This is a genomic window from Nocardioides ginsengisegetis, from assembly GCF_014138045.1.
GTDB classification, from domain to species: Bacteria; Actinomycetota; Actinomycetes; order Propionibacteriales; family Nocardioidaceae; genus Nocardioides; species Nocardioides ginsengisegetis.
Genome location: NZ_JACGXA010000001.1, coordinates 1,458,210 through 1,485,009, shown reverse-complemented (window position 1 = coordinate 1,485,009; position 26,800 = coordinate 1,458,210). Strand labels below are relative to the sequence as shown.

The 26,800-nt window shown below is 72.6% G+C and carries 29 protein-coding genes; 4 read left to right on the top strand and 25 right to left on the bottom strand.

Annotated elements, in window-relative coordinates; translation table 11 throughout:
- Window positions 1-22: 22 nt before the first annotated feature.
- The 15 genes from rpoZ to FB382_RS06900 form a co-directional block, all read right to left on the bottom strand.
- Window positions 23-352 (bottom strand): DNA-directed RNA polymerase subunit omega, encoded by a 330-nt coding sequence (rpoZ, locus tag FB382_RS06970; protein ID WP_182537909.1) that lies wholly within the window; start codon window positions 350-352, stop codon window positions 23-25.
- Window positions 353-361: 9 nt separating this feature from the next.
- On the bottom strand, window positions 362-964 hold the full coding sequence (gmk, locus tag FB382_RS06965) for a guanylate kinase (RefSeq protein ID WP_182537907.1): 603 nt from the start codon (window positions 962-964) through the stop codon (window positions 362-364).
- Window positions 957-1,277, bottom strand: a complete 321-nt coding sequence (gene mihF / locus FB382_RS06960; RefSeq protein ID WP_125035807.1) for an integration host factor, actinobacterial type — start codon at window positions 1,275-1,277, stop codon at window positions 957-959. Before mihF ends, gmk begins: the two co-directional genes overlap by 8 nt.
- A gap of 114 nt (window positions 1,278-1,391) precedes the next feature.
- Window positions 1,392-1,841: a hypothetical protein gene (locus tag FB382_RS06955; RefSeq protein WP_182537905.1), complete on the bottom strand. Its 450-nt coding sequence runs from the start codon at window positions 1,839-1,841 to the stop codon at window positions 1,392-1,394.
- Window positions 1,841-2,668 (bottom strand): orotidine-5'-phosphate decarboxylase, encoded by an 828-nt coding sequence (gene pyrF, locus FB382_RS06950; protein WP_182537903.1) that lies wholly within the window; start codon window positions 2,666-2,668, stop codon window positions 1,841-1,843. The genes FB382_RS06955 and pyrF overlap by 1 nt, the downstream gene beginning before the upstream one ends.
- Window positions 2,665-3,510 carry a tRNA-dihydrouridine synthase gene (locus FB382_RS06945; protein WP_182537901.1) on the bottom strand — a complete coding sequence of 282 codons (846 nt, stop codon included), beginning with the start codon at window positions 3,508-3,510 and terminating at the stop codon, window positions 2,665-2,667. The genes pyrF and FB382_RS06945 overlap by 4 nt, the downstream gene beginning before the upstream one ends.
- A complete protein-coding gene (locus FB382_RS22820; RefSeq protein ID WP_182537899.1) occupies window positions 3,507-4,379 on the bottom strand; it encodes an iron-sulfur cluster-binding protein in 873 nt (290 codons plus the stop codon). Before FB382_RS22820 ends, FB382_RS06945 begins: the two co-directional genes overlap by 4 nt.
- The gene (locus tag FB382_RS06935) at window positions 4,376-5,416 is read right to left on the bottom strand and encodes a quinone-dependent dihydroorotate dehydrogenase (protein ID WP_343055512.1); all 1,041 of its coding nucleotides are present in this window, start codon (window positions 5,414-5,416) and stop codon (window positions 4,376-4,378) included. The genes FB382_RS22820 and FB382_RS06935 overlap by 4 nt, the downstream gene beginning before the upstream one ends.
- Window positions 5,413-8,739, bottom strand: coding sequence for a carbamoyl-phosphate synthase large subunit (gene carB, locus FB382_RS06930; RefSeq protein WP_182537897.1), 3,327 nt, complete (start codon window positions 8,737-8,739; stop codon window positions 5,413-5,415). Before carB ends, FB382_RS06935 begins: the two co-directional genes overlap by 4 nt.
- Entirely contained in the window at window positions 8,739-9,869 is a 1,131-nt protein-coding gene (carA, locus tag FB382_RS06925) for a glutamine-hydrolyzing carbamoyl-phosphate synthase small subunit (RefSeq protein ID WP_182537895.1), read from the bottom strand. Before carA ends, carB begins: the two co-directional genes overlap by 1 nt.
- Window positions 9,866-11,152, bottom strand: a complete 1,287-nt coding sequence (locus tag FB382_RS06920; RefSeq protein ID WP_182537893.1) for a dihydroorotase — start codon at window positions 11,150-11,152, stop codon at window positions 9,866-9,868. The genes carA and FB382_RS06920 overlap by 4 nt, the downstream gene beginning before the upstream one ends.
- Window positions 11,149-12,105, bottom strand: coding sequence for an aspartate carbamoyltransferase catalytic subunit (locus FB382_RS06915; protein ID WP_125035798.1), 957 nt, complete (start codon window positions 12,103-12,105; stop codon window positions 11,149-11,151). Before FB382_RS06915 ends, FB382_RS06920 begins: the two co-directional genes overlap by 4 nt.
- Window positions 12,102-12,716: a bifunctional pyr operon transcriptional regulator/uracil phosphoribosyltransferase PyrR gene (gene pyrR / locus FB382_RS06910; protein WP_182537891.1), complete on the bottom strand. Its 615-nt coding sequence runs from the start codon at window positions 12,714-12,716 to the stop codon at window positions 12,102-12,104. The genes FB382_RS06915 and pyrR overlap by 4 nt, the downstream gene beginning before the upstream one ends.
- Window positions 12,717-12,782: 66 nt before the next feature.
- Window positions 12,783-13,799 carry an NADPH:quinone reductase gene (locus FB382_RS06905; RefSeq protein WP_182537890.1) on the bottom strand — a complete coding sequence of 339 codons (1,017 nt, stop codon included), beginning with the start codon at window positions 13,797-13,799 and terminating at the stop codon, window positions 12,783-12,785.
- Window positions 13,800-13,814: 15 nt separating this feature from the next.
- Window positions 13,815-14,453 carry a TetR/AcrR family transcriptional regulator gene (locus tag FB382_RS06900; protein WP_182537888.1) on the bottom strand — a complete coding sequence of 213 codons (639 nt, stop codon included), beginning with the start codon at window positions 14,451-14,453 and terminating at the stop codon, window positions 13,815-13,817.
- A gap of 61 nt (window positions 14,454-14,514) precedes the next feature.
- Between FB382_RS06900 and FB382_RS06895 the strand changes: the two genes are divergently transcribed.
- On the top strand, window positions 14,515-15,126 hold the full coding sequence (locus FB382_RS06895; protein ID WP_182537886.1) for a class I SAM-dependent methyltransferase: 612 nt from the start codon (window positions 14,515-14,517) through the stop codon (window positions 15,124-15,126).
- 55 nt (window positions 15,127-15,181) lie between these two features.
- On the opposite strand, the gene FB382_RS06890 is transcribed toward FB382_RS06895, so the two are convergent.
- The 6 genes from FB382_RS06890 to FB382_RS06865 all read right to left on the bottom strand — a co-directional run bounded on the left by FB382_RS06890 (window position 15,182) and on the right by FB382_RS06865 (window position 20,887).
- Window positions 15,182-16,540 carry a MinD/ParA family ATP-binding protein gene (locus FB382_RS06890; protein WP_182537885.1) on the bottom strand — a complete coding sequence of 453 codons (1,359 nt, stop codon included), beginning with the start codon at window positions 16,538-16,540 and terminating at the stop codon, window positions 15,182-15,184.
- A gap of 199 nt (window positions 16,541-16,739) precedes the next feature.
- Window positions 16,740-18,116 (bottom strand): dihydrolipoyl dehydrogenase family protein, encoded by a 1,377-nt coding sequence (locus FB382_RS06885; protein WP_182537884.1) that lies wholly within the window; start codon window positions 18,114-18,116, stop codon window positions 16,740-16,742.
- 27 nt (window positions 18,117-18,143) lie between these two features.
- Entirely contained in the window at window positions 18,144-18,965 is an 822-nt protein-coding gene (locus FB382_RS06880; protein ID WP_182537883.1) for a DUF1206 domain-containing protein, read from the bottom strand.
- 67 nt (window positions 18,966-19,032) lie between these two features.
- Window positions 19,033-19,437 carry a transcription antitermination factor NusB gene (gene nusB / locus FB382_RS06875; protein ID WP_182537882.1) on the bottom strand — a complete coding sequence of 135 codons (405 nt, stop codon included), beginning with the start codon at window positions 19,435-19,437 and terminating at the stop codon, window positions 19,033-19,035.
- On the bottom strand, window positions 19,437-20,000 hold the full coding sequence (gene efp, locus FB382_RS06870) for an elongation factor P (protein ID WP_182537881.1): 564 nt from the start codon (window positions 19,998-20,000) through the stop codon (window positions 19,437-19,439). Before efp ends, nusB begins: the two co-directional genes overlap by 1 nt.
- Window positions 20,001-20,104: 104 nt before the next feature.
- A complete protein-coding gene (locus FB382_RS06865; RefSeq protein WP_182537880.1) occupies window positions 20,105-20,887 on the bottom strand; it encodes an SIMPL domain-containing protein in 783 nt (260 codons plus the stop codon).
- Between the two features lie 774 nt (window positions 20,888-21,661).
- On the opposite strand from FB382_RS06865, the gene FB382_RS06860 reads away from it, so the two are divergent.
- The 3 genes from FB382_RS06860 (at window position 21,662) to FB382_RS06850 (ending at window position 23,571) form a co-directional block, all read left to right on the top strand.
- On the top strand, window positions 21,662-22,195 hold the full coding sequence (locus FB382_RS06860) for a hypothetical protein (protein WP_182537878.1): 534 nt from the start codon (window positions 21,662-21,664) through the stop codon (window positions 22,193-22,195).
- A gap of 81 nt (window positions 22,196-22,276) precedes the next feature.
- Window positions 22,277-22,984 (top strand): hypothetical protein, encoded by a 708-nt coding sequence (locus FB382_RS06855; protein WP_182537876.1) that lies wholly within the window; start codon window positions 22,277-22,279, stop codon window positions 22,982-22,984.
- An 8-nt stretch (window positions 22,985-22,992) separates the two neighbouring features.
- Entirely contained in the window at window positions 22,993-23,571 is a 579-nt protein-coding gene (locus tag FB382_RS06850) for a sigma-70 family RNA polymerase sigma factor (RefSeq protein WP_182537874.1), read from the top strand.
- Here FB382_RS06850 and FB382_RS06845 read toward each other — a convergent pair.
- Genes FB382_RS06845 through aroC form a run of 4 tightly spaced genes read right to left on the bottom strand, consistent with a single transcriptional unit; the run spans window position 23,535 to window position 26,778 of the window.
- The gene (locus FB382_RS06845; RefSeq protein ID WP_182537872.1) at window positions 23,535-23,975 is read right to left on the bottom strand and encodes a type II 3-dehydroquinate dehydratase; all 441 of its coding nucleotides are present in this window, start codon (window positions 23,973-23,975) and stop codon (window positions 23,535-23,537) included. The two genes, FB382_RS06850 and FB382_RS06845, sit on opposite strands and share 37 nt — an antisense overlap.
- A complete protein-coding gene (gene aroB, locus FB382_RS06840) occupies window positions 23,972-25,081 on the bottom strand; it encodes a 3-dehydroquinate synthase (RefSeq protein ID WP_182537870.1) in 1,110 nt (369 codons plus the stop codon). Before aroB ends, FB382_RS06845 begins: the two co-directional genes overlap by 4 nt.
- A gap of 6 nt (window positions 25,082-25,087) precedes the next feature.
- Window positions 25,088-25,603, bottom strand: a complete 516-nt coding sequence (locus FB382_RS06835) for a shikimate kinase (RefSeq protein ID WP_343055511.1) — start codon at window positions 25,601-25,603, stop codon at window positions 25,088-25,090.
- Entirely contained in the window at window positions 25,600-26,778 is a 1,179-nt protein-coding gene (gene aroC / locus FB382_RS06830; RefSeq protein ID WP_182537868.1) for a chorismate synthase, read from the bottom strand. The genes FB382_RS06835 and aroC overlap by 4 nt, the downstream gene beginning before the upstream one ends.
- Window positions 26,779-26,800: the final 22 nt, after the last annotated feature.

Genomic DNA, 26,800 nt, shown 5'->3' with positions numbered 1-26,800 from the left:
GGTCAACGCTGGACCGGCTCGGTCACTCGCCGGCGCTGAACGACGACTCGAGGGCGGCCTTGGCAGCAGCCTCCTCGGCGGCGAGCTCGGCGGGGTCGACGTCCTCACACGTCAGCAGGTCCTCGTTGATCTCGCGGAGCGCGATCGAGAGGGGCTTCTCCTGCACGTGGGTGTCGACGAGCGGGCCGACGTACTCGAGCAGGCCCTCGCCCAGCTGGGAGTAGTAGGCGTTGATCTGGCGCGCACGCTTGGCGCTGTAGAGGACCAGCTTGTACTTGCTGTCGGTCTTGGTGAGCAGGTCGTCGATCGAGGGGTTGGTGACACCCTCGGCGGCGATGTTGGGCGAAGACACGCGTGAGCCTCACAAGTTGTCGAATGGGGGGTGCACCGATGGGTGCGCATGGTCGTGCACCATCAAGGTTACCAACTCGTCGGCTGCAGCGTGAACTTCGTGGTTGACGATCGTCACGTCGAACTCCTGCTCGGCCGCCAGCTCCTCGCGCGCGGTGTCGAGCCGGCGCTCCCGCTCCTCCTCGGTCTCGGTGCCGCGACCGACGAGCCGGCGCACGAGCTCCTCCCACGAGGGCGGGGCCAGGAAGACGAACAGCGCGTCGGGCATGGTCTCGCGGACCTGGCGCGCGCCCTGGAGGTCGATCTCGAGCATCGAGGGCCGGCCCGCGGCCAGCGCCTCCTCGACCGGGCCGCGCGGCGTGCCGTAGCGGGCGGCCTTGTGCACCACCGCCCACTCCAGCAGCTGGCCGTCGGCGACCATGGCGTCGAACTCCTCGTCGGAGACGAACCAGTAGTGCACGCCGTGGACCTCGCCGGGACGCGGTTTGCGGGTCGTGGCGGAGACCGAGATCCAGACGTCGGGGTGGAGCTCACGCACGGCCGCGGCCACGGTCCCCTTGCCGACGGCGGTGGGTCCGGCCAGGACGAGCAGGCGCGAGCGGGGCTCAGCCACGCCCGGCGAACTCGCGCTCGAGCGCGGCGACCTGCTTGGTCCCGAGCCCGCGGACGCGGCGGCTCTCGGCGATGCCGAGCCGCTCCATCATCTGCCGGGCGCGGACCTTGCCGAGGCCGGGCAGCGACTGGAGCAGGTCGACGACGCGCATCTTGCCGATGACCTCGTTGACCTGGCCCTCGTGGAGCACGTCGAGGATCGAGGCCCCGGAGTTCTTGAGCCGGTTCTTGACCTCGGCCCGCTCCCGACGGGAGGCGGCGGCCTTGTCGAGGGCCGCCTGGCGCTGTTCGGGGGTGAGCGGGGGCAGAGCCACGGGCGCTGGTCCTTAGGTCGAGAGAAGTCGTGCGGGCCGGTGAGGGGTCACACTAGTCAGAACCGCGAGGGTCCAGCAATTGCGGGCCTGAACTGGTCTTTTTGCCGCTCCGGGCTAGAGCGTCAGGGGGGTCTGGCACACGTCACGGGCCTCCTGGTCCAGGGCCTGGAGCGCCGCGAGGGTCTCGCCGCTGCCGAGCTCGCGCGCCGCCGCGTCGATCGCGGCCTTGTCGTCGGCGCTCAGGTCCGCGGGCGGGTGGGCACGGTCGTAGGTCGCGGGGTCGACGCCCGCGTCGTCGAGGGCCTTCTTCAGCGCCTGGACGCGGCTCACGACCTGCTGCCACTCGTCGGTGATGTCGCTGGGCGCCTTGGACTGGAGGTCCTCGAAGATGCCGAGTGCCTGGATGAGGGAGTCCTGCGAGCCGTCGGAGGAGATCTTGGTGAGCTCCTCCTGGTGGTCCTTGACCGCGCCGCAGTAGCTCTCCTGGGTGTCCTGGCAGCCGGCCAGGACCGGCACGAGGGTGAGGGCGGCGAGGAGCGCGGCCGTCCGCGTGAGGCGCCGCATCAGCCGGCCAGCCCGGCGAGCTCGTCGTTGGTGCGCAGGGCCGCGTCGCGGAGCGCGCCGGCATCCGGGCCGTGGCGCAGCAGCTCGCGCGAGGAGCTGGGCAGCACGGCCCCGGCCGAGGCCCCGAAGATCCGCTTCAGGTCCGCCACGGTGCCTCCCTGGGCGCCGTACCCGGGGGCGAGCACGGGCCCGTTGAACGCGAGGTCCTCCCCCGTCTCGCCGATCGTGGCCCCGATGACCGCCCCGAAGGAGCCGAGCGGCGACGCGTCGGCGTTGAGGCGGCGGAGGTGGTCCAGGACGGTGCCGGCGACGGTGGTGCCGGACGCGGTGGTGGCGTGCTGGACCTCGGGGCCCTCCTTGTTGGAGGTGAGGGCGAGCACGAACACCCCGGCGCCGTGCTTGCGTGCGGTGTCGATCATCGGGTCGAGCGAGCCGAAGCCGAGGTAGGGGCTGGCCGTGATCGCGTCGGAGGCGAGCGGGGAGGCGGGGTCGAGGTAGGCGTCGGCGTAGGCCTGCGAGGTGGAGCCGATGTCGCCACGCTTGACGTCGAGGAGGACCAGCGCGCCGGCGTCGCGGCAGGCGGCGATCAGCCGCTCCAGCACGGCGATCCCGCGGGAGCCGAACCGCTCGTAGAACGCCGACTGCGGCTTCACGACCGACACGTGCGGCGCCAGTCCCTCGGCGGCGGTCATCGCGAACCGCTCGAGCCCGGCCACGTCGTCGTCGAGGCCCCACTCGCGGAGCAGGGCCGCGTGCGGGTCGATGCCCGCGCACAGCGGGCCGCGGGCGGCGACCGCCTCGTGGAGTCGGGTTCCGAACGGTGTCATCCGATGACCTCCCGGTCAGTCGTCAGGGCGCGGGCCAGCCGCGCGGCGGTCGTGGGGTCGTGCAGCAGGGCGGTGCCGACCTGCACGGCGGTGGCGCCGGCAGCGAGGAAGGAGCGGGCGTCGGCCTCGTCGGCGATGCCGCCGCAGCCGACGATCGCCGCGTCGGGCAGGGCGTCGCGGACCTCGGTGACGCAGCGCAGCGCGAGCGGCCGGATCGCGGGCCCGCTCAGGCCGGCCGGACGGCCGTCGGGCATCGCTGCGGGGAGGGCGTTGCCGACCACGACGGCGGCGGCGCCGGCTTCGAGGACCGTGCGCGCCGACTCGACCACACGGATCAGGTCGGGGCGGACCTTGGCGAGCAGCGGGAGCCCGCGCGGCAGCTCCCGGTGCACGGCGGCGACGACGTTGGCCGCGTGGAACGGCTCGCGGACGTCGAGCACGCCCGAGGCGACGGCGTCGGGCGAGGACAGGTTGACCTCGACGGCGGCGACGCCGGGCGCGCGACCGAGGCGTCGGGCCAGCTCGGCGTACTCCCCCAGGGTGGTACCCGCGATCGAGACGACGACGCGGGCGCCCTGCTGGACGAGCTGCGGCAGCTCGCTGGCCAGGAACGGCTCGAGGCCGGGGTTCTGGAGCCCGACCGCGTGCACGAGCCCTGACGGCGTCTCCAGGATCCGCGGGACCGGTCCGCCCGCGCGGGGGTTGAGGGTGATCGTGCGGGTGACGAAGGCGCCCAGCTCGTGGAGGTCGACGTACGCCGCGAGCTCGCGGCCGGTGCCTCCGCAGCCGGAGGCAACCATCACGGGGTTGGCCAGGGTCAGCCCGCCGAGGTCGATGCTCACCTCGGCTCGCCCGCCTCACCGAGCAGCTCGGCCCAGCGCACCCGGTCGCCGCGGAGCACCGGACCGTCGGCGCAGGCCCGCACGCGGCGGGCCACGCCGTCCTCGCCGACGACGGGCACCGGGCAGCCCTGGCACAGGCCCGTGGCGCAGGTGAGCGGCTGCTCGACGGCGGTCTGGCTCCACGCGCCGTGTGCCTCGGCGGCCACGGCGACCGCGTGGAGCGTGGCCAGCGGGCCGGCGGCGTAGACGACCGCGGCCTGCGACCGGCCGAGCACGTCGTCGACGACATCGGCCACCTCGCCGCGCAGGCCCACGGAGCCGTCGCGGGTGACGACGGTGACCGCGCGGGCGGAGCGGCGGGCCTCGAGGGCGGACAGCAGGTGCGCCTCGTCGGCCCCGGCCACGAGGAGGTTGACCGCGCACCCGCGCTCGCGGAGCCGCTCGGCGAGCGGGAACAGCGGCGCGGCGGCGTACCCCTCCCCCACGAGCAGGCAGCTGACCGGCTCCTTGGGCAGGGCGAACGGCCGGCCGAGCGGGCCGGTGACCTCCAGCCGGGCGCCCGGTGCCAGCGAGGCGAGCCACTGGCTGCCGGGACCGGTCGGCTCGACGACGAGCTGGAGTGTCGGGCCATAGCCGCCGACGGGCTTGACCTGGTGGATCCAGAACGCGCGTCGGGCCAGCCGGGTCGTGTCCGACCCGGGGGCGCCGATCGAGACGGCCACGAAGTTGCCGGGACGGAACCGCTCGGGCACTCCGGGCGCCACCAGGGTCAGGTGGCGGTAGGCGCCGACCTTCTTGGTCGCGAGCAGCTCACCCGTGACGTGCAGCGGGGTGCGCGTCGCGGTGGTGGGCTCGGCGACCGGGCTCACGGCGTGCGGACCCCGCGGAGGATGCGCGTGGGCCACAGGGGCCCCTCGTAGATGAACGCGGTGTAGCCCTGCAGCAGGGTCGCACCCGCGTCGAGCCGGGCCCGGGCGTCGTCGACGGTGGTGATGCCGCCGACCGAGACGAGGGTGAGGTCCGGGCCGACCTGCTTGCGCAGCAGGGTGAGTACGTCGAGGGCCCGCTCGGTCAGCGGGGCGCCGGACAGGCCGCCGGCACCGATCTCCTCGACCGTGGCCACGTCGGTGCGGAGCCCCTCGCGGGAGATCGTGGTGTTGGTGGCGATGATCCCGTCGAGCCCGATCGCCCCGGCCATGTCGGCGACCGCGACCACGTCGTCGTCGGACAGGTCCGGCGCGATCTTGACCAGCAGCGGCACCCGGGCGGACGTGACCGCGTCGGCGGTGCGGCGTACGTGCTCGAGGAGCGGCTGGAGCCGCTCCACCGCCTGGAGGTTGCGCAGTCCCGGCGTGTTGGGCGAGCTGACGTTGACGACGAGGTAGTCGGCGTGCGGCGCGAGCAGCCGCGCGCTCTTCTCGTAGTCGGCGAGCACCGCCGGGGCGTCGTCCTCGGGCACGACCTTGGTCTTGCCGATGTTGACGCCCAGGACCGGGCCGCCCTGCTCCGTGCCGCGACGGCCGCGGGCGGCCAGCCGGTCGGCCACGACCTCGGCGCCGTCGTTGTTGAAGCCCATCCGGTTGATGACCGCCCGGTCCTCGGGCAGCCGGAACAGCCGCGGCTTGGGGTTGCCGGGCTGGCCCTCGCCCGTGACCGTGCCGATCTCCACGTGACCGAAGCCGAGCGCGGCGAGGCCGTCGATGCCGACGGCGTTCTTGTCGAAGCCCGCGGCCATGCCGAGGACGTTGGGGAAGGTCAGCCCCATCGCCTCGACCGGGGTGCCGTGGCGCGGCAGCCGAGCCAGGACCGGGCCGGCGGCCCGGATGGCCCCGAAGCCCGCGTGGTGCGCCCGCTCGGGGTCGGTGCGGGTCAGCAGGTGGTCGAAGAGCAGGCGGTAGGCCGTCACGAGCCCCCCACGCCGTCCGCGTTGCGCAGCGCCCAGTCCTGCAGGCTGCGGACACCGATGTCGCCCCGCTCCAGCGCCTCGATGCCCTGCACGGCCGCGCCGAGCCCCTGGACGGTGGTGATGCACGGGATGTTGGCCATGATGGCTGCCGTGCGGATCTCGTAGCCGTCCACGCGCGCCGAGCCACCGCTGGTGGAGCCGTGCGGGGTGTTGATGACCAGGTCGATGTCGCCGGCCAGGATCATCCCGACCGTGGTCGGCTCACCGTGGGGCCCCTCGCCCTCGAAGTGCTTGCGCACCACGGTCGCCTGCACGCCGTTGCGGCGCAGCACCTCGGCGGTGCCCTGGGTCGCGACGATCTCGAAGCCGTGGTCGGAGAGCACCTTGATCGGGAAGATCATGTGCCGCTTGTCGCGGTTGGCCATCGAGACGAAGACCTTGCCGCTGGTGGGCAGCGACCCGAAGGCGGCGGTCTGGGCCTTCGCGAAGGCCGTGCCGAAGTCGGCGTCGAGGCCCATCACCTCGCCGGTCGACTTCATCTCCGGGCCGAGGACCGTGTCGACCTGCTTGCCGTCGGGGGTGCGGAACCGGTTGAACGGCATCACCGCCTCCTTGACCGCGATCGGCTGGTGGGGCGGCAGCGACCCGCCGTCGCCGGTCGCCGGCAGCACGCCGGCCGTGCGCAGCGAGGCGATGGACTCGCCGAGCATCACCCGCGCCGCGGCCTTGGCCAGCGGCGTCGCCGTCGCCTTGGACACGAACGGCACGGTGCGACTGGCGCGCGGGTTGGCCTCGAGGACGTAGAGGACGTCCGAGCCGAGGGCGTACTGGATGTTGAGCAGCCCGCGCACCCCCACGCCCCGGGCGATGGCCTCGGTGGCCTCGCGGATCCGGCGGATCTCGGCATCGCCGAGGGTGATCGGCGGCAGCGCGCACGAGGAGTCTCCGGAGTGGATGCCGGCCTCCTCGATGTGCTCCATGACGCCGCCGAGGAAGAGCTCCTCGCCGTCGAAGATCGCGTCGACGTCGATCTCGACCGCGTCGTCGATGAACCGGTCGACCAGCACCGGGTGCTCGGGACTGATCTCGGTGGCCCGCTCGATGTAGCCCTCGAGCGCGACGTCGTCGTACACGATCTCCATGCCGCGGCCGCCCAGGACGTACGACGGGCGCACCAGCACCGGGTAGGCGATCTCGTCGGCGATCCGCTTGGCGTCGGCGAACGACGTCGCCATGCCGTGCTTGGGCGCGGGCAGTCCGGCCTCGGCGAGCACCCGGCCGAAGGCGCCGCGCTCCTCGGCGAGGTGGATCGCGTCGGGCGAGGTGCCGACGATGCGGACGCCGTTGGCCTCCAGCCCCTTCGCGAGGCCCAGCGGAGTCTGGCCGCCGAGCTGGCAGATGACACCGGCGATCGGCCCGGCCTGCGACTCCGCGTGCACGATCTCGAGGACGTCCTCGAGGGTCAGCGGCTCGAAGTAGAGGCGGTCGGAGGTGTCGTAGTCGGTCGAGACGGTCTCGGGGTTGCAGTTGACCATGATGGTCTCGTAGCCGGCCTCGGACAGCGCCAGCGACGCGTGGACGCACGAGTAGTCGAACTCGATGCCCTGGCCGATCCGGTTGGGCCCGGAGCCGAGGATGATCACGGCTTCCTTCTCCCGCGGCGCGACCTCGGTCTCCTCGTCGTAGGAGGAGTAGTGGTACGGCGTGGTCGCGGCGAACTCTGCCGCACAGGTGTCGACGGTCTTGTAGACCGGCCGGATGCCCAACGCCTGGCGGACGCCGCGGACGACGTCCTCGCGCATGCCGCGGATCTGGCCGAGCTGGGCGTCGGAGAAGCCGTGCCGCTTGGCCAGGCGCAGCGTCGCCTCGTCGAGCCGCGTGGCGGAGGCGACCTGCTCGGCGACCTCGTGGATGAGGAAGAGCTGGTCGACGAACCAGGGGTCGATCCTGGTGGCGTCGAAGACCTGCTCGGGGGTGGCACCGACGCGGATCGCGTCCATGACCTCCTTGAGCCGGCCGTCGTGGGGCGTGGCGACCCGGACCAGGAGCTCCTCGAGGCGGGCCGCCCGGTCCAGGTCGGCCGGGAGCGGGGTGAAGTCGAAGACGGCGTTCTTGCTCTCCAGCGAGCGCAGCGACTTCTGGAGCGCCTCGGTGAAGTTGCGGCCGATCGACATCGCCTCGCCGACCGACTTCATGTGCGTGGTCAGGGTCGGGTCGGCGCCCGGGAACTTCTCGAACGCGAACCGCGGCACCTTCACCACGACGTAGTCCAGCGACGGCTCGAAGCTCGCCGGGGTCTCGCGGGTGATGTCGTTGGGGATCTCGTCGAGGGTGTAGCCGATGGCGACCTTGGCCGCGATCTTGGCGATCGGGAAGCCGGTGGCCTTGGAGGCCAGGGCACTGGACCGGGAGACCCGCGGGTTCATCTCGATCACGATCAGCCGGCCGTCGGCCGGGTTGACGGCGTACTGGATGTTGCAGCCGCCGGTGTCGACGCCGACCGAGCGGATGATGCCGATGGCGAGGTCCCGCATCGCCTGGTACTCGCGGTCGGTCAGGGTCATCGCCGGCGCGACCGTGATCGAGTCGCCGGTGTGCACGCCCATCGGGTCGAGGTTCTCGATCGAGCAGATGATCACCACGTTGTCGGCGGTGTCGCGCATGACCTCGAGCTCGTACTCCTTCCAGCCGAGGATCGACTCCTCGAGGAGCACCTCGGTGGTGGGGCTGGCCGCGAGGCCGGCGCCCGCGATGCGGCGCAGGTCCTGCTCGTCGTAGGCCATGCCGGAGCCGGTGCCGCCCATGGTGAACGACGGGCGCACCACCATCGGGTAGCCGAGCTCGTCGGCGGCGGCCAGGCAGTCGTCCATCGTGTGGCAGATGACCGACTTGGAGCACTCGCCACCGAGGTCCTCGACGATCTTCTTGAAGACCTGGCGGTTCTCACCGCGGTCGATCGCCTCGATGGAGGCACCGATCAGCTCGACGTCGTACTTCTCCAGGACGCCGGCCGCGTCGAGCGCCATCGCGGAGTTCAGCGCCGTCTGGCCGCCGAGGGTCGCCAGCAGGGCGTCGGGGCGCTCCTTGGCGATGACCTTCTCGACGTACTCGGGCGTGATCGGCTCGACGTAGGTCGCGTCGGCGAACTCCGGGTCGGTCATGATCGTCGCCGGGTTGGAGTTGACCAGGATCACCCGGATGCCCTCGTCCTTCAGGACGCGGCAGGCCTGGGTGCCGGAGTAGTCGAACTCGCAGGCCTGGCCGATGATGATCGGCCCGGAGCCGATCACCATGACCGACTTGATGTCCTCGCGCTTGGGCATCAGGAAGTCCTCTCCATGAGCTCGACGAACCGGTCGAAGAGGTACGCCGCGTCGTGCGGGCCGGCGGCGGCCTCGGGGTGGTACTGGACCGAGAACGCCTTCAGGTCGCCCTCGGGGGTGCGGAGCTCGAGACCCTCCACGACGTCGTCGTTGAGGCAGACGTGGCTGACCGTCGCGACGCCGTAGGGCGTCTGCGTCGGGCCGTCGAGCGGTGCGTCCACGGCGAAGCCGTGGTTGTGCGCGGTGACCTCGACCTTGTTGGTCGTGCGGTCCATCACCGGCTGGTTGATGCCGCGGTGGCCGTACTTCAGCTTGTAGGTGCCGAAGCCGAGCGCGCGGCCGAAGAGCTGGTTGCCGAAGCAGATCCCGAAGTAGGGCAGCCCGTCGGCGAGCGCACCCTTGAGCAGCTCGACCTGGCCGACGGTGGCCGCCGGGTCACCGGGCCCGTTGGAGAAGAAGAGCCCGTCGGGCTGGACGGCGAGCACGTCCTCCAGGGTGGACGCGGCCGGCAGGACGTGCACCTCGATCCCGCGCTGGGCCATCCGGTAGGGAGTCATCGACTTGATGCCGAGGTCGAGGGCCGCGACGGTGAAGCGCTTCTCCCCCACCGCCGGGACGACGTACGCCGCGTCCGTGGACACCTCGCCGGCGAGCTCGGCGCCGGCCATCTCGGCCGAGGCCAGCACGCGCTCGAGCAGCGCCGCCGGGTCGGACTCCGTGGTGGAGATCCCGACCCGCATCGCACCGCGCTCGCGCAGGTGGCGGGTCAGCGCCCGGGTGTCGACGCCGGAGATCCCGACGACGCCCTGCTCGCGCAGCTCGTCGTCGAGGGTGCGCCGGGAGCGCCAGTTGGAGGGCACACGGGCGGGGTCGCGGACGACGTAGCCCGAGACCCAGATCCGGCGCGACTCGGGGTCCTCGTCGTTGATGCCGGTGTTGCCGATGTGCGGGGCCGTCATCACGACCACCTGGCGGTGGTAGGACGGGTCGGTGAGCGTCTCCTGGTAGCCGGTCATGCCGGTGTTGAAGACCGCCTCGCCGAAGGTCTCTCCCTCGGCGCCGTAGGCCTGTCCCCGGAACGCGCGGCCGTCCTCGAGGACGAGCAGGGCGGCCTTCACCCCGGCGCTCACTGGAGCTTCCCGTCGAGCACCGTGGCGGTGCCGCGCAGGAACGTCGCGACGACCCGGCCGGGCAGCTCCATCCCGGCATACGGCGTGTTGCGGGAGAGGGACGCGGACTCGCTCGCCTCGATGGTGCGGCGGACCGAGGGGTCGTAGAGCACGACGTTGGCCGGCTCCCCCACCTCGATCGGGCGACCGTGGTCGGTCACGCGACCGATCCGGGCCGGGGCGTGCGACATCCGCTCGGCGACGCCGGCCCAGTCGAGCAGGCCCGGGTCGACCATCGTCTGCTGGACGATCGAGAGCGCGGTCTCGAGGCCGAGCATGCCGAAGGCGGCGGCCGCCCACTCGCAGTCCTTGTCCTCGTGGGGGTGCGGGGCGTGGTCGGTGGCGACGATGTCGATCGTGCCGTCGGCCAGGCCGGCGCGCAGCGCCTCCACGTCGGCCTGCGAGCGCAGCGGCGGGTTGACCTTGTAGATCGGGTCGTACGTCGCGGCCAGGTCGTCGGTCAGCAGCAGGTGGTGGGGGCACGCCTCGGCGGTGACGTTCCAGCCCTTGCGCTTGGCGTCACGGACGATCTCGACCGACCCGGCGGTGGAGACGTGGCAGACGTGCAACCGCGAGTCGACGTGGGCGGCGAGCAGGCAGTCGCGGGCGATGATCGCCTCCTCGGCGACGGCCGGCCAGCCGGCGAGCCCGAGGCGGCCGGAGAGCTCGCCCTCGTTCATCTGCGCGCCCTCCGTCAGGCGCGGCTCCTGGGCGTGCTGGGCGATGACGCCGTCGAACGCCTTGACGTACTCCAGCGCGCGGCGCATCAGCACCGCGTCGCTGACGCACTTGCCGTCGTCGGAGAAGACCCGCACGCGCGCGGCCGAGTCGGCCATCGCGCCGAGCTCGGCGAGCTGCTCCCCCTTCAGCCCGACGGTGACGGCACCGATGGGATAGACGTCGCAGTGGCCGGCTTCGCGGCCCAGCCGCCAGACCTGCTCGACGACGCCGGCGGTGTCGGCGACAGGCTCGGTGTTGGCCATCGCGTGGACGGCGGTGAAGCCGCCCATCGCGGCGGCGCGGGTGCCGGTCTCGACGGTCTCGGCGTCCTCACGACCCGGCTCGCGCAGGTGGGTGTGGAGGTCGACGAGGCCGGGCAGCGCGACCAGGCCGGTGGCGTCGATGGTCTCGAGCCCGTCGGCGGGCGCGATCGTCCCGATCTCCTTGACCACGCCGTCGGCGAGGAGCAGGTCGGTCGGCTCGCCGCCGAGGAGGGCGACGTTCTGGATGAGGTAGCTGGTCACTCGGTCTCTCCGATCGAAGGCTCGGAACCACCGAGCAGCAGGTACAGGACGGCCATCCGGACGGCGACACCGTTGGTCACCTGCTCGACGATGACCGAGCGGTCGGAGTCGGCCACGTCGGCGGTGATCTCCATGCCGCGGACCATCGGGCCGGGGTGCATCACGATGGTGTGGTCCTGGAGCATCGCCATCCGCCTGCCGTCGAGGCCGTAGCGGCGGGAGTACTCCCGGGCCGTGGGGAAGAAGCCACCGTGCATCCGCTCGCGCTGGACGCGCAGCATCATCACGGCGTCGGCCTTGGGCAGCACGCTGTCGAGGTCGTACGACGTCTCGACCGGCCAGCCCTCGATCCCCACGGGGAAGAGCGTCGGCGGGGCCACCAGGGTGACCTCAGCGCCGAGCGTGCGGAGCAGCAGCGCGTTGGAGCGGGCGACCCGGCTGTGCAGGACGTCGCCGACGATCGCGACCTTGCGGCCCTCGAGGCCGCCGGGCTTCGACTCCCCGATGTGGCGCCACATGGTGAAGGCGTCGAGCAGGGCCTGGGTGGGGTGCTCGTGGGTGCCGTCGCCGGCGTTGACCACGCTGGAGCGCACCCAGCCCGAGTGGGCCAGCCGGTGCGGGGCACCGCTCGCGCCGTGGCGGACGACAACGGCGTCCGCGCCCATCGCCTCGAGCGTGAGCGCCGTGTCCTTGAGGCTCTCGCCCTTGGACAGGCTGGAGCCCTTGGCCGAGAAGTTGATGACGTCCGCCGAGAGCCGCTTGGCCGCGGCCTCGAACGAGATGCGGGTGCGGGTGGAGTCCTCGAAGAAGAGGTTGACCACCGTGCGGCCGCGCAGCGCCGGCAGCTTCTTGATCGGCCGGTCGGCCAGCGAGCGGAGCTCCTCGGCGGTGCGCAGCACCAGCTCGGCGTCGTCGCGGGTCAGGTCGGCCGCGCTGAGCAGGTGTCGCTTCATGCGTCGGCTCCGTCCGTCGTCACGCTGCCGTGGATGGTCACCGCGTCGACGTCGTCGATGCCCTCGAGCCGGACCCTGACCCGCTCGACCAGCGAGGTCGGGAGGTTCTTGCCGACGAAGTCGGCGCGGATCGGGAGCTCGCGGTGCCCGCGGTCGACCAGCACGGCCAGGCGGACCGCCTTGGGACGGCCCAGGTCGTTGAGCGCGTCGAGGGCGGCGCGGATGGTGCGGCCCGAGAACAGCACGTCGTCGACGAGGACGACGGTCTTGCCGTCGATGCCGCCGGCGGGGATCTGCGTCGGCAGCAGCGCGCGGGCCGGCTTCATGCGGAGGTCGTCGCGGTACATCGTCACGTCCAGCGAGCCGACCGGCACGGCGTACCCCTCGACGGAGGCGATCCGCTCCGCGATCCGCTGGGCCAGCGGGACGCCCCGGCTCGGGATGCCGAGGAGGACGAGATCGCCGGCGCCCTTGTTGCGCTCGAGGATCTCGTGCGAGATGCGGGTGAGGGCCCGGGTGATGTCACGGGCGTCGAGGACGGTGCGGCCATCGGTCGCGGCGTCGGGTGAAGACTCAGTTGTTGCGTGGGGTGTTGCCTGGGGCGCAGTCACAGAACTGCAGACCTCCTTCTCCGCCTCACGGGACGGCTCGTTAAAGGATGTCGAACGGCCCCGACCCTACCAGTCGGCGACGTCGACGAGGACCTTGCCGACCACGCCGGACTGGACGGCGTCGTGGGCGGCGGCCAGCTGGTCCAGCGCGTAGTGGTGGAGCGGTACGCCGGCGTCCGCGCCCACACGGACGGCACCGGCCGCGACGGCGGCGGAGACGTCCTCGACCGCGGCGCGTCGGAGCGCCTCGTCGAGTGTGTAGAGGATCACGAACTGGTAGCGCAGGTTCTTGGAGAAGGTGGACCGCAACGGCACGGTGAGCTCGTCGCCGCCGTTGTTGGCGTAGATCGCGATCGTCGCGTGGACGCGGGTGACGGCCAGGTCGATCTCGTTGTTCTGCGCGGGGGCGACCTCCACGACGAGGTCGACGCCGCCCGGGGCGACCGCCAGGATCTGCTCCTCGGGGTGTCCCTCGCGGTAGTTCACGACGTGGTGCGCGCCGGCGGCGGTGGCGAGCGCGGCCTTCTCGGGGCTGCTGACCGTCGTGACGACGGTGGCCCCGGACCAGCGGGCGAGCTGGATCGCGGCATTGCCGACGGCGCCGGCACCGCCCTGGACAAGGACCGTGCGACCGGTGAGCGCGCCCGGGCCGAGCCGGGTGGGTCCGCCCTCCCCCGACGTCAGGGCGCGGTGGGCCGTGACGGCCGGGACGCCGAGGCTGGCGCCGAGGTCGAAGTCGGCACCGTCGGGCAGCGGCACGACCCGGTCGGCCGGCTGGACGGTGAACTCGGCGGCCGACCCATGGGCGCGGCCGTGCTGGGCCAGCACCAGCCACACGCGCTGCCCGACCGCCAGGCCGGTGACGCCCTCCCCCACCGCGTCGACCACGCCGGCGCCGTCCTGGCCGGGGGTGACCTCGTCGTAGGCCAGCTGGGGCGCGGTGCGGAACTTCCAGTCGGTCGGGTTGACCCCCGCCCGGGCGACCCTGACCCGGACCTCGCCGGGCCCGGGCTCGGGCAGGTCACGCTCGACCACGCGCAGGACGGACGACGGACCGGTCTCGGTGTGGACGACAGCACGCATGGCCCCGACGCTAGCTCAGGACAGGAGCCCCGCTTCGAGGTTGGTGCGCAGCCAGTCGACGTACTTGCCCTGCGACCACCCCCACCCCTCGACCAGGAGGTGGTGGACCTCGGGGCTGGTGAGCGTCCACACCAGGGCCGACGCCTCGTCCACCCCCTGGCGCAGCGGACCGCGGTCGTGCATCCACCGGGTGATCGCCGTCGTCGCCTCGCGCCGCCGGCGCAGGTGGAGGTCCTCGCGCACGGCCGCCAGCTCGGGGTCGACGGCGGCGGCGGCGCGGAGCATGTCGTCCAGCGGTCGCACCCGGGCCAGGTCGGCTCCCACACGCTCGGCCAGGAGCGCAACCTGGCGCCGCTGGTCCTCCTCGTCGCGCACGACGGCCGCGCCACCGCTCGCCGCCAGGGTCTCCAGGCCGGGATCGGGCTCGCGCGCCATCACGGCGCCGAGCAGCCCGCGCTTGGAGCCGAAGAGGTGGAAGACCAGGTCCTCGCTCACCCCTGCATCGCTCGCGATCACCCGCACCGAAGCCCGCCCGAAGCCCAGCTCGAGGAAGCGCGTCGTCGCCGCGTCGAGGATGCGGTCGCGGCTCTGTCGGGCCCGCTCGGCGCGCACGGCGGACCGATAGGGGCGTCGGGGTTTGACAGGCTCGGACATCGGGATCACTCTAGGAGGAGATTCATTCAAGTTCTACCCGAATCAATTTGAGGAGCCTCCCATGAGGAGCGCCTACAGCCTCGCCTACCGTCTCGGCATCACCCCCTGGCAGCGCGCCGGCGCGGTCGAGCGGCTGGGGCTCACCGCGATCCTCGACCGCGAGCAGGCCGAGCGCGACGGACGGCTGGGGCGGGCCCTCGACATCGGGTGCGGATCGGGGCTGCACACGATGGAGCTCTCGCGGCGCGGCTGGGACGCCGTGGGGATCGACGAGGCCCGACCGGCCGTCGACCGCGCCATGCGCCGCGAGGGACCCGAGACCCGCTTCGTCATCGGCGACGTCGCGTACCTGCCGGGGACGGGCATCGGGCAGGACTTCGACCTCTACCTCGACATCGGCTGCTTCGAGGGCCTCACTGGCGCGCGTCGCCGGGCCCTGGGCCGCGGCGTCACCCAGCTGGCCAACCCCGGCGCGGCCATCCTGATCTGCACCAGGCCGCGCGGCGCCGGTCTCCTGCGCCGGAGGGGTGCGGACCTCGCCGCCGTCGAGGACGCCTTCCCCGGCTGGCAGATCCGCCAGATCGACCCCCAGGAGGCCGGCGCACACGCTGCCCGGTCGCCGGGGGCTCCCCAGTGGTTCCGACTGGAGTGGCCGGCGCAAGCCGCCGCCTGACGGACCACGAGGGTCGGTCGGGGGACGCATCACCGGCCGGCCCGGGTCCTCTCTCTCAGAGCGCGGAGGCCATCCCCGCGCACGCCTTGAGCCACTGCATCCGGGTGTGGTGGGAGAGCTGGGCGTAGGGCACGACCGATCCGGCGACGAGCGCCGGGTCGTAGGGCACCCGGTAGACCGCACGGGTGCGCTGCTCGTAGACCTCGACCAGGTCGTTGGCGAGCTTGGCGTCCACCTGCGCCGACGGGTCGGAGAGGACCGTGACCGTCTTGTGCTTGAGGTTGGCGTAACCGGCGTCCTGGAGGGCGTCGAGCATCCACAGCCCGCTGTAGCCGGTGTCCTCGCGGACGGTGCTGGTCACCACGAGCAGGTCGGCGGAGTCCGCCGCTGCCAGCCAGTTCTCGGCCCGCATGTTGTTGCCGGTGTCGATGAGGATGACGCGGTAGAAGCGCTCCAGCAGCTTGTGGACCGCCTCGAAGTCGTCGGCCTTGATCGTGCCGGTCACGTCGGGTCGCTCGTCGGAGGCGAGGACGTCGAAGTGGGCGTCGCCCTGGCTGCGCACGAACGCGCCGAGGTCGCCGATCCGCGACTGGTAGACGTCGCTGAAGCGTGAGAGGTCCTCGAGCAGCTCGCGCGTGGTGTTGCGGTGGGTGCTGCGAGTGCCCCGGATGCCGAGCGTGCCGCGCGTCTCGTTGTTGTCCCACGCGACCACGCCGCCGCCGCGGACGGTCCCGAACGTGTAGCCCGCGGCGAGGACACCGGTCGTCTTCGCGGCACCACCCTTGGGGTTGATGAAGGCGATCGTGCGGGGGCCGTCGAAGTCCTTCTGGATGGTCTGCCGGTCCAGCTCGTAGGCCACCTCGGCCGGGCCCATCTTCGGGCTGATCAGGCCGCCGCTCCACCGCCGCACTCCCCCGCGCCAGCCCCACGTCGCCGGGCCGAGCTCCTTGTCGCCGTCACGGCGGTCGAGGAAGTCGGTGGCGGTCATGAACCGGCGCACCTCGCCCTCGGGCTCCCCCACCTCCGGGAGCACGTCGGTCGCTGCCGGCACGCTGGGCCGGACCGGCTCGACCGGCACGACCGGCCGGGCCGGCTCGACGGGTGGCTGGGTGAAGATCGGCTGGGCCACAGGCTGGGCCGGCGCCTGGGCCGGCGGGAGGTTGACCGGGGGGCCGCTCGGCGGCCGCTGGGCGTGGTTGCCCGTGGGGCCCCCGAGCGGGTCGGTCAGGGGGTCGCCGTACACGGTGCGCTGGGGCGGGCCGGCCGGAGGCGGCGTCAGCCCGCCGGGCCGGGTGTCGTGGCGTCGCGCGGCGTAGGCGCCGAGCTCCTCGGTGGTGTACAGCCGATCGCTCGTGTCGGACATCTCGTGCTCGGCGCGCTGGCCGGCGGCGCCGTGGGACGGGTCCTGCGTCATGGGGTCTCCTCCGTTGGTGGTCGTCGCCGAGGGGGCATCACCGGCTGGCCGAGCTACGAGCTGGGGCACCCATCGACAGGATCAGGCGCGCGCAGAGGACGCGAAGGCCCCTCACCGAGAACATGAGCGGACTGTGCCCCGGTCGGAGAGCGGCCAAACCCCGCGCCAGACCGCCGGTCAGCGGACGATCAGCGGCCGATCACAGGTCCAGGTCCGCCAGCGCGGCCTCGATCGCGCGGTGGAAGGTCGGGTAGGCGAAGTGCATCCCGCGGAGGGTCGCGACCGGGATCTCGGCGTGCACCGCGGCCGCGACGAGACCCAGGACCTCGCCGCCGAAGGGGCCGACGGTGGTGCCGCCGACGAGGATGCCGCGGTCGCTGTCGGCCACGAGCTTCACGATCCCCTCGTTGCCGGCCTGGTGGATCCAGCCGCGACTCGACTCGGGCATCTCGGCGTGCCCGGTGACGACGGCGATCCCGGCGTCGCGGGCCTGCCGCTCGGTGAGCCCGACCGACCCCACCTCGGGGTCGGTGAACGTCACCCGGCTGACCGCGCGGTAGTCGGCGAGGGGCCCGTCCTGGTCGAGGAGGTCGCGCACGGCGACCGCCGCCTGGTACATCGACACGTGGGTGAAGGCGCCCTTGCCGGTGATGTCGCCGACGGCCCAGAGCCGCTCCCCCGCCCGCATCCGCTCGTCGGTGTCGACCACGCGGGCGGCCGGGTCCAGGCCGACGGTCTCGAGACCCACGTCGGCGAGGTTGGTACGACGACCGGCCGCGACCAGCAGCTGCTCGGACTCGAGGGTCTCGCCGTCGACGAGCACCCGGAAGGTCCCGTCGTGGTCGACCCGGTCGATGGTGACCCCGGTGCGGACGTCCACCCCGTCCTCGGCGAGGACCCGGTGGATCACCGCGCTGGCCTCGGGCTCCTCGGGCCCGAGGATGCGCTCGGCGACCTCGAGCAGGCTGACCCGGACCCCGAAGCGGGCGAAGACCTGGGTCAGCTCGGCGCCGATCGGCCCGCCGCCGATCACGACCAGCGACGCGGGCAGCTCGGCGAGCCGGACCACCTCGCGGTTGGTCCAGTGCGGGGTCGCGGCCAGGCCGTCGATCGGGAGGGTGGCCGGCTCGGTGCCGGCGTTGAGGACCACCCCGCGGGCAGCGACGTACGTCGTCCCGTCGACGCGGACCCGACCCGGCCCGTCGAGCCGCCCGTGGCCGCGCACGATCCGGACGCCCGCCTCGGTGAGCCGGGTCGCATGGGACTCGTCGTCCCAGTGGTTGGTGGCCTGCTTGTCGATCCGCGTGGCGACCCTGCCCCAGTCGGGGCGGATCTCGACGTCGCCGGCGAGGTGCTGGGCACGCCGCGCCTCGGCGAGCGCGTCGGCGGCCCGGATCATCATCTTGGACGGGATGCAGCCGTAGAACGGACACTCGCCCCCGACCAGCCCGCGCTCCACCCCGACCACGGAGAGCCCGGCCTCGGCGAGCTTCTGCGCGGCGTGCTCGCCGCCGGGCCCCAGGCCCACCACGACGACGTCGACGTGCTCGGTCTGGTCAGTCCCGTGGTCGCTCATGCGACCAGCCTCGCAGGCGACCGGTGACTACCGCGACAGGTGCCGGGCGCGGGCGAAGCAGAAGAGGCCGTAGCAGGCGATGCCCGCGGCGATCACCATGAGCAGCACCGGCCCGTAGGGCTGCTGCAGCACCTTGTGCAGGGCATCGTCGAGGCCGCCCGCCTTCTTGGGCTTGTGGCTGGTCGCGGCGTAGACGAACAGGCCGCCGATGACGATGAAGGCCGCGCCCTTGGCCATGTAGCCGATCTTGCCGAACCAGATGTAGGCCTTGCCCGCGTCACCGCCCTGGCCCTCGGCGCTGAGGTGCTCGCGGAACTTCTCGGTCCAGGCACGGCGGATGTTGTTGAGGCCGTAGGCGACGATCGCGGCGCCGACCAGGCCGATGATCCAGGTGCCGCCCGGCCAGTCCATGATCTTGGAGGTCGTCGACTGCCCGCCCTTGCCGGAGGACCCGCTGCCGGTGGCGACCTTGAAGGCCGAGACCCCCACGGCGCCGTAGATCGCGGCCTTGCCGGCCGAGACGGCCCGCTTGCGCCAGCGCTTGCCACCCTCCTCGTCCCGGTGGCCCAGGGCCGCCTCGAGGAGGCGCCAGATGACCAGCAGGACCATGCCGATCGCGACGAGCCAGACCAGCGCGCCCCCGAAGGGCTGCTGGGCGAGCTTGTGCAGCGCGCCCTGGCTCGAGGCCTTGCCGGAGGAGTCGCCCAGCGCCAGCTCTGCGGCGATCCACGCGATCATCAGGTTGACGATGCCGTAGGCCACCATGCCGATGCGGACCGCGTAGTCCAGCCAGTCGCTGTTCTCCGCCTGGCGGCCAGCGCGCTCCGCCTGGTCCGCAATCCCACCCATATCTCCCATAACTCCTACGTCCCCCTCACAGGGGGTCTTGAAACCGTGAGGAAGGACGCAGGCAGGGCTAGAGCGTCGCCTTGTCGCGCGCGATGTTGCCCAGGACGCCGTTGACGAACGCCGGCGACTCGTCGGTGGACAGCTCGGACACGAGGGCCATCGCCTCGGTCACTGCGACCGCGTCGGGCACGTCGTCGGCGTACAGGACCTCGAAGACGCCCAGGCGCAGCACGTTGCGGTCGACCGCGGGCATACGGGTGAGCGTCCAGCCCTGGGAGTACGTCGACAGCAGCTCGTCGATCCGCTCCTGGTGCTGGACCACGCCGCGCACCAGGGTCGCGGTGTAGGCGTTGGTCGGGCCTTCGCCGTCGGCGATGGCACGCTCGAGCGCCTCGACCGGGCTCTCGTTGCGGAGCTCGGAGGCGAAGAGGACGTCCAGTGCGCGCTTGCGAGCCTTGGTGCGGGCAGACATCAGGACTTGACGCGACCCATGTAGGAGGAGTCGCGGGTGTCGACCTTGACCTTCTCGCCCTGGTTGATGAACAGCGGGACCTGGATCTCGTGTCCGGTCTCGAGGGTGGCCGGCTTGGTGCGGCCCGTGGCGCTGTCGCCGGCCAGGCCGGGCTCGGTGAAGGTGATGACCAGCTCGACCGAGGCAGGCATCTCGATGAACAGGACGCGGCCCTCGTTGGTGGCGACCACGACGTCCTGGTTCTCCAGGAGGAAGTTGGCGGCGCCGCCGACGATCTCGGGGCTGATCTCGAGCTGCTCGTAGCTCTGGACGTCCATGAAGACGTAGGACGTGCCGTCGTTGTAGAGGTACTGCATCGAGCGGCGGTCGACCGTCGCGGTCTCGACCTTGGTGCCGGCGTTGAAGGTCTTGTCGACGGTCTTGTTCGACTCGACGTTCTTCAGCTTGGTCCGCACGAACGCGGGGCCCTTGCCCGGCTTGACGTGCTGGAACTCCACGACGGCCCAGAGCTGACCGTCGATGTTGAGAACCATGCCGTTCTTGAGGTCGTTGGTCGATGCCATGCGCGCGTCTCAGCCTTACTGATCGAGAGAGTGGGGGTGCCGCCCACAGCGTGCGGGCAACAGCCCCCGAGTCTATCGGCACCGCGCGGCATTGACCGAATGCACTAGCGGAAGTCCCACACCACCTGGACCGTCACCGACAGGTCGTCGTGGCCAGTCCGGATCGGCAGGGCCTTGGCCGCGTCCATGGTCCCCGCGGCCCGCGCATAGACAAGCGGCCGCGGGGGCTCGGGGTTGGAGGCACGCACCTCGTGCAGCGTCACGACCGAGCCGAGCTCCTCGCCGGCCGCATCGGCGTACTCCTGCGCCTTGGCGGTCGCCTCGACCACCGCGGCCTTGCGGGCCTTCGCCATCGCGGCCTCGGGGTCCCCGACCAGCAGCCGGATGTTGTCGACCCGGACGTCGTTGCCGCCGGTCGCGACGGCCGCACTCACGGCGGCACCACCGAGCCTGAGCTCCTTGACGAGCACCGACGCACGCTGGCTGACGTGGTAGCCGCGGATCGTCGGCGGCGAGTACGGGTGGTAGTCGTAGACCGGCTCCATGGACAGCCCCGTGGTCTGCACGTCTCCCCGCTTCACGCCGTACTTGGCCAGCGACGCCAGCACCCGCTCCATCACCGCGCTGGAGTCGGTCAGCGCGGTGTCGAGGTCGAGCCGCGTGACCCCCACCGACAGCCCGAAGGACAGCTGGTCCGGGATCGCCGTCGCCTTCCCGGTCCCGGTCATCGTGAGGGTCCGGTGCTGGGTCGACGCCTGCGCGGCGGGTGCGGCCTGGGCGGGGCTGCTGCCTCCGTCGCCGCCGAGGAGGTACGCCGTCACCAGCGCCATCAGCACCAGCCCCGACACCAGCAACCCCTTCACGCTGACACTCACCCTGCTGTTCATCGTCCTGCTCCTCGCTTCGACTCGGTCCGCGGGTGGGACGGGTCGCTGCGCGACGTGGTTCCTTGGCGTCTGTCCTTTCGCCCGCTTCGCGGGCGGTTTGCCGCTGGGCGGGGCTGCCTTCCCGGGAGGTCGGGCTTCGGGGTGGGGCCGACGGGGCGCTCCCACGGTCCCCTCGCGAGTCCCTGGGGTCGCCGTGTCGCCGCTACAGGCGGTTTCCTTCCGTGTTCGCCGTCGGCGGCGCCACGCCGACCTTTTACGGGACCTCGCGAGGGGCCCGCGTGCTCGCCCCACCGTCCCCGGGCCGTCCCCGGGCTCTCGGGCGGGCGGGGAACAAGGGTCGGTCGACCACCGTGCCTGCGCTGCCGCAAGACACGTGACATACCGCGTCAGCGCGGAACGGGTCACTGGGCGACTCTTCACCCCCGCCCGCCCGGGAGCCGGGCGGCGAGCCGTGGGGACGGGCGGGCGCGCACGCGGCGACGATGCGAGGTCCCGTCAAAGGGAGGCGCGGCGCCGCCCAGCGGCGGCCCGGCAGGAAACCCACGCCGTGGCGAGCGACGCGGCGAGCATAGGGACTCGCATCGTCGACGTGGGAGCGACCGTCCGGCCCCACCACCCCGCGCCGAGACTGTCCCGGGGAGGCTGCCCCGCGCAGCGGCAACCCGCCCGCGAAGCGGGCGACAAGCCAGAAGTAAAGACGTGTAACGCAGCCCACAGCTCCCGACATGTACGCAGTGAAGGCGACCGACCGGACGCCGGGACTGGAGATACACGATGCACTTCACCAAGGCCACCAAGGTGCTCGGTGCCACGGCCGCCCTGGCCGTGATCGGGGCGAGCGGCGCGTACGCCGCCAGCAACGGGCACGATGCACCCGTCACCGAGCACTCCCACCCCGCGCACCCGGCCCACCCGGTGCACCCCACGCACCCGGCGCACCCGGCGCACCCGGCGCACCCGACCAAGGGCGCACACCCCACGCACCCGGCCCACCCGGCTCACCCGGTGCACCCCTCGACGCCGGCCACCACCGAGGACCCGACCGACCCGCCGGAGACCGACGACCCCGCTGACGACCAGGACGAGACCGAGGCTCCCGACCCGGCCGAGCCCACCGAGACCGACTCCCCGGACGACCAGGGTGACGACGACCAGGGCGAGGACGCCGACGACCAGGGTGACGACGACCAGGGCGACGGCGACCACGCCGACCACCAGGGCTCGGGCGACCACACCGACCACGGTGACGACCAGGGCGACGACGACCAGGGCGACCAGGGCGACCAGGGCGACGACGACCAGGACTGACCTGGTTCACCACTGGACGCTCCGACAGGTGTCGACCCCCTGCGATACCGTCGGAGCGTCCTGGACCGAAGGAACAGCACCATGAAGCCAGCCACCACGCGACCGCTCGCTCTCGAGCCTCCGCGGGTCGAGGTGGACGACGTCTTCATCGCCCGGCTCGCGGCGTTGGCGGTCGCGTCCCGGGCAGCCGTCGTGCCGGTCCGGCCGGCGACGCTCAAGATCGCCGCGGCGGCTGCGAGCGTGGCCGTCATCGCCGCGGGTGGCGCCTACGCCGCCGACCGGATCAACGGGCCCGCGCCGCAGCACCACGTGCCGCCCGCCAGCAACCCCAGCGACGACAGTGCGCCCACCGATGACGGCACGAAGGACCGCTCCGAGGCGCCCGGCCGAACGACCGAGCCGTCCCCCGACGACTCGCAGGACGACCACGCCGGCGACGACCAAGGTCCGGCCGGCGCCCCGGCTGCTCCCCCGTCCACGCCGGAGGTTCCGTCCGCATCGAGTGGCCCCGACGACCACGGCGGCGACGACGGTGCCGACGACGGTGCCGACGACGGTGCAGACGACGGTGCAGACGACCAGGGGCAGGACGACGGCCAGGACGACAGCAACGGCGACGACCAGGGGGACACTCAGGGCAGCGACCAGAGCGGGCCGCCCGATCAGCAACAACCCAGCAGCGGCCCGACCCATGCCACGGACGGCGGGGACGGCGGGGAAGACCACGGCGGGGAAGGCCACGGCGGGGGCGACCAGGATGACACCGGGCACGGAAGCGGCGAGGACTGAGGACGTGGGTGTCCACCGAGCCTGATCTGGTCGAGCGTGCGCGGCGGGGGGATCCCGCCGCGTGGCGTGAGCTGTACGAGTCCCTGAGCGGTCGGCTGCTGCTCTGGCTGCGCGCCCGGCCCAGCGGCGACTCGGCCGCCGACCCCGAGGACCTGGTCATGGAGACCTGGCTGGTCGCGGCCGACCGGATCGCGGACTTCGCCGGCGACGCCGATGCGTTCGCCGGCTGGCTCTTCGGCATCGCCCGCAACCAGGCGGCCAACGCCCGGCGTCGCAGCCAGCGTCGCGCGACCGACCCGGTCGACGTGACCGAGCACGACATCTGGGGCGCCCAGGAGGACACCGACGTCGCCGGTGAGGACTGGGTCCGTCGTACCCTCGCGACCCTGCCCCCGCGTCAGGGCGAGGTGCTCTCGCTCATGGAGGTCGTCGGTCTCGACGTCGCCGGCACCGCCGAGGCCCTCGGCATGAGCGCGACCGCGGTGCGGGTCAACCGGCACCGCGGCCTGGCCCGGCTCCGCAAGCAGGGAGCGATGGATCGCAACGACACTCAGTCGGTGACGAGCAGCCCCAGCGCGATCCGGTAGCCGTCGATGCCGCGACCGGCGACCACCTCCACGGCGTGCGGGGTGACGACCGAGGTGTGCCGGAACTCCTCCGGCCGCTGGGTCGGGTCGGAGATGTGCACCTCGACCAGGGGCGCGGTGAGCTGCGCGCACGCGTCGTAGAGCGCATAGGAGTAGTGCGTCCAGGCGGCGGCGTTGAGGACGACCGGCGTGACGTCGTCGGCCGCGGCGTTCAGCCAGTCGAGCAGCTCGCCCTCGTGGTTGGTCTGACGCACCTCCACGTCGAGTCCGAGCTCGCGGCCCCACTCGACGCACTGGTGGGCGAGCTCGGCGTACGTCGTGTGGCCGTAGATCTCCGGCTGGCGCCGTCCGAGCCGCCCGAGGTTGGGGCCGTTGAGGACGAGCACCTTCGTCGGGGCCCTCATCGCGACACCGCCCGTCCGGTCGCGAGCACCTCGTAGGCGCTGCGCAGGTCGACCTCGGACGGCCCCGAGAGCACGGCGGGGACGGCGAGGTCGGTGAGCACGACGAACCGCAGCTGGGAGCCGCGGGCCTTCTTGTCGACCTTCATCGCCGCGTGCAGCTCCTCGAAGGACGCTCCGGAGTAGGTCGTGGGGAGCCCGACGTGGGCGAAGGCCGTGTGGTGCCGTGCCACGACCTCGGGGGCGAGGGTGCCGGCGCGGGCGGCCAGCTCGGCGACGTAGACGCACCCCATGGCGACGGCCTCGCCGTGGCGGACGGTGTAGCCCTCGGCGCGCTCGATCGCGTGGGCCATCGTGTGGCCGTAGTTGAGCACCTCGCGGCCGGGGTGGCCGCCGGAGCCGCCGGTCTCCTTGAGGTCGGAGACCACGACGTCGATCTTGACCCGGATGGCACGCTCGACGAGCTCGCGCAGCACGGCGGAGTCGGCGGTCAGCCCGGCCGGGTCGGCCGCCTCGACGAGGTCGAGGATCCGCGGGTCGGCGATGAAGCCGCACTTGACGACCTCACCGAGGCCGGCCACGAGCTCGGCACGGGGCAGCGACCGGAGGTGGGCGAGGTCGCAGAGGACGCCGGCGGGTTCGTGGAAGGAGCCGACGAGGTTCTTGCCGCTGCGGGTGTTGATGCCGGTCTTGCCGCCCACCGCGGCGTCGACCATGCCGAGCAGCGTGGTCGGCACGTGCACGACCCGGACGCCACGCAGCCAGGTGGCGGCCACGAAGCCGCCCACGTCGGTGGTGGCGCCGCCGCCGAACGTCACGATCGCGTCGGAGCGGGTGAAGCCGGCCTCGCCCAGCGCCTCCCAGCAGGACGCCACGACGGTCGCGGCCTTCGCGCGCTCGCCGTCGGGGATCGGCAGCACCGTGACGTCGTACGCCGTGGCGAGCGACTCGAGCACGGGCCGCACGAGCTCACCCAGGTCGTCGGAGAAGATCACCGCGACCCGCTGCACCCCACCGCCGAGCACCTGCGGCAACCGCCCGGGCAGGTCGGTGCCGACGACGACGTCGTACGGCGCGGCGCCGGTCACCGGCAGGACGGTGTCAGACACGTTCACTCACGCTCGCTCACCCAGGGCCTTCCCGATCTCCCCCGCGACGTCGCCGGGGGTGCGTCCATCAGTGTCCACGACGAGGGTGGCCACGGACTCGTAGATGGCCGAGCGCTCGTCGAGCAGGGTCTTGATCCGGCTGCGGACGTTGCCCAGCAGGAGCGGGCGCGACGAGCCCAGGCCCACGCGCTTGACCGCGTCGGAGAGGCCGACGCGCAGGAACACGACGTGGTGGTCGGCCAGCAGCGCCCGCGTCGACTCGTCGAGCACGGCGCCACCACCGAGGGCGAGCACGCCCTCGTGGTCGGCCAGCGCGGCGGCGACCGCCTGCCGCTCGAGCTCGCGGAAGTGCGCCTCCCCGGAGTCGACGAAGATGTCGGCGACGGAGCGCCCCTCGAGGGACTCCACGTCGTGGTCGGTGTCCCGCGCAGGGACGCCCCACTCGTCGGCGAGCAGGCGGGCCACGGTGGTCTTGCCGGCACCCATGGGGCCGACCAGGACCACCGGCCAGCGGCGGGTCACGCGAACCTCAGCGAGTCCAGGTAGCCCTGGACGTTGCGCCGGGTCTCCCCCACCGAGTCGCCACCGAACTTCTCGAGCACCGCCTCGGCCAGCACCAGCGCGACCATCGCCTCGGCCACGATGCCGGCGGCGGGGACGGCGCACACGTCGGAGCGCTGGTGGTGGGCCACCGCCTCCTCACCCGTGCTGACGTCCACGGTGCGCAGCGCACGGGGGACGGTGGCGATCGGCTTCATCGCGGCGCGCACACGGAGCACCTCGCCGGTGCTCATGCCGCCCTCGGTGCCGCCAGAGCGGCCGCTGACCCGGCGGATGCCGTCGTCGGTGGGGACGATCTCGTCGTGGGCGAGCGATCCCGGCGTGCCGGCGAGCTCGAAGCCGTCGCCGACCTCGACGCCCTTGATGGCCTGGATGCCCATGAGCGCGCCGGCGAGACGCGCGTCGAGGCGACGGTCCCAGTGGACGTGGGAGCCCAGGCCCGGTGGGAGGCCGTGCACCACGACCTCCACGACGCCGCCGAGGGTGTCGCCGTCCTTGTGGGCCTGGTCGATCGCGGCCACCATCCGGCCGCTCGTGTCGGTGTCGAGGCACCGCACGGGGTCCTCGTCGAGCCGGGCGACGTCGTCGGGGGCGGGCCACACGCCAGCAGGGGCACGGACGGCGCCGAGCTGGATGACGTGGGAGACGATCCGGGCCCCGGTCGCCTGCTCCAGGAAGTTGGAGGCGACCCGGCCCAGCGCCACCCGCGCGGCGGTCTCGCGGGCGGAGGCGCGCTCGAGGATCGGACGGGCCTCGTCGAAGTCGTACTTCTGCATGCCGACGAGGTCGGCGTGGCCGGGTCGCGGCCGGGTGAGCGCGGCGTTGCGGGCCAGCGCGTCGAGCTCGGCACGGTCGACCGGGTCGGCCGACATGACCTTCTCCCACTTGGGCCACTCGGTGTTGCCGACCTGGATGGCGACCGGGCCGCCCATCGTCTCGCCGTGGCGGACCCCGCCGGTGATGGTGACCTCGTCCTGCTCGAACTTCATCCGCGCGCCGCGGCCGTAGCCGAGGCGCCGTCGGGCCAGCGAGTCCGCGATGTCACTCGAGGTGACCTGCACATGGGCGGGCAGCCCCTCGAGGATGGCGACCAGGGAGGGGCCGTGGGACTCGCCTGCAGTGAGCCAACGAAGCATGCCGGCAGTCTTTCACGACCGA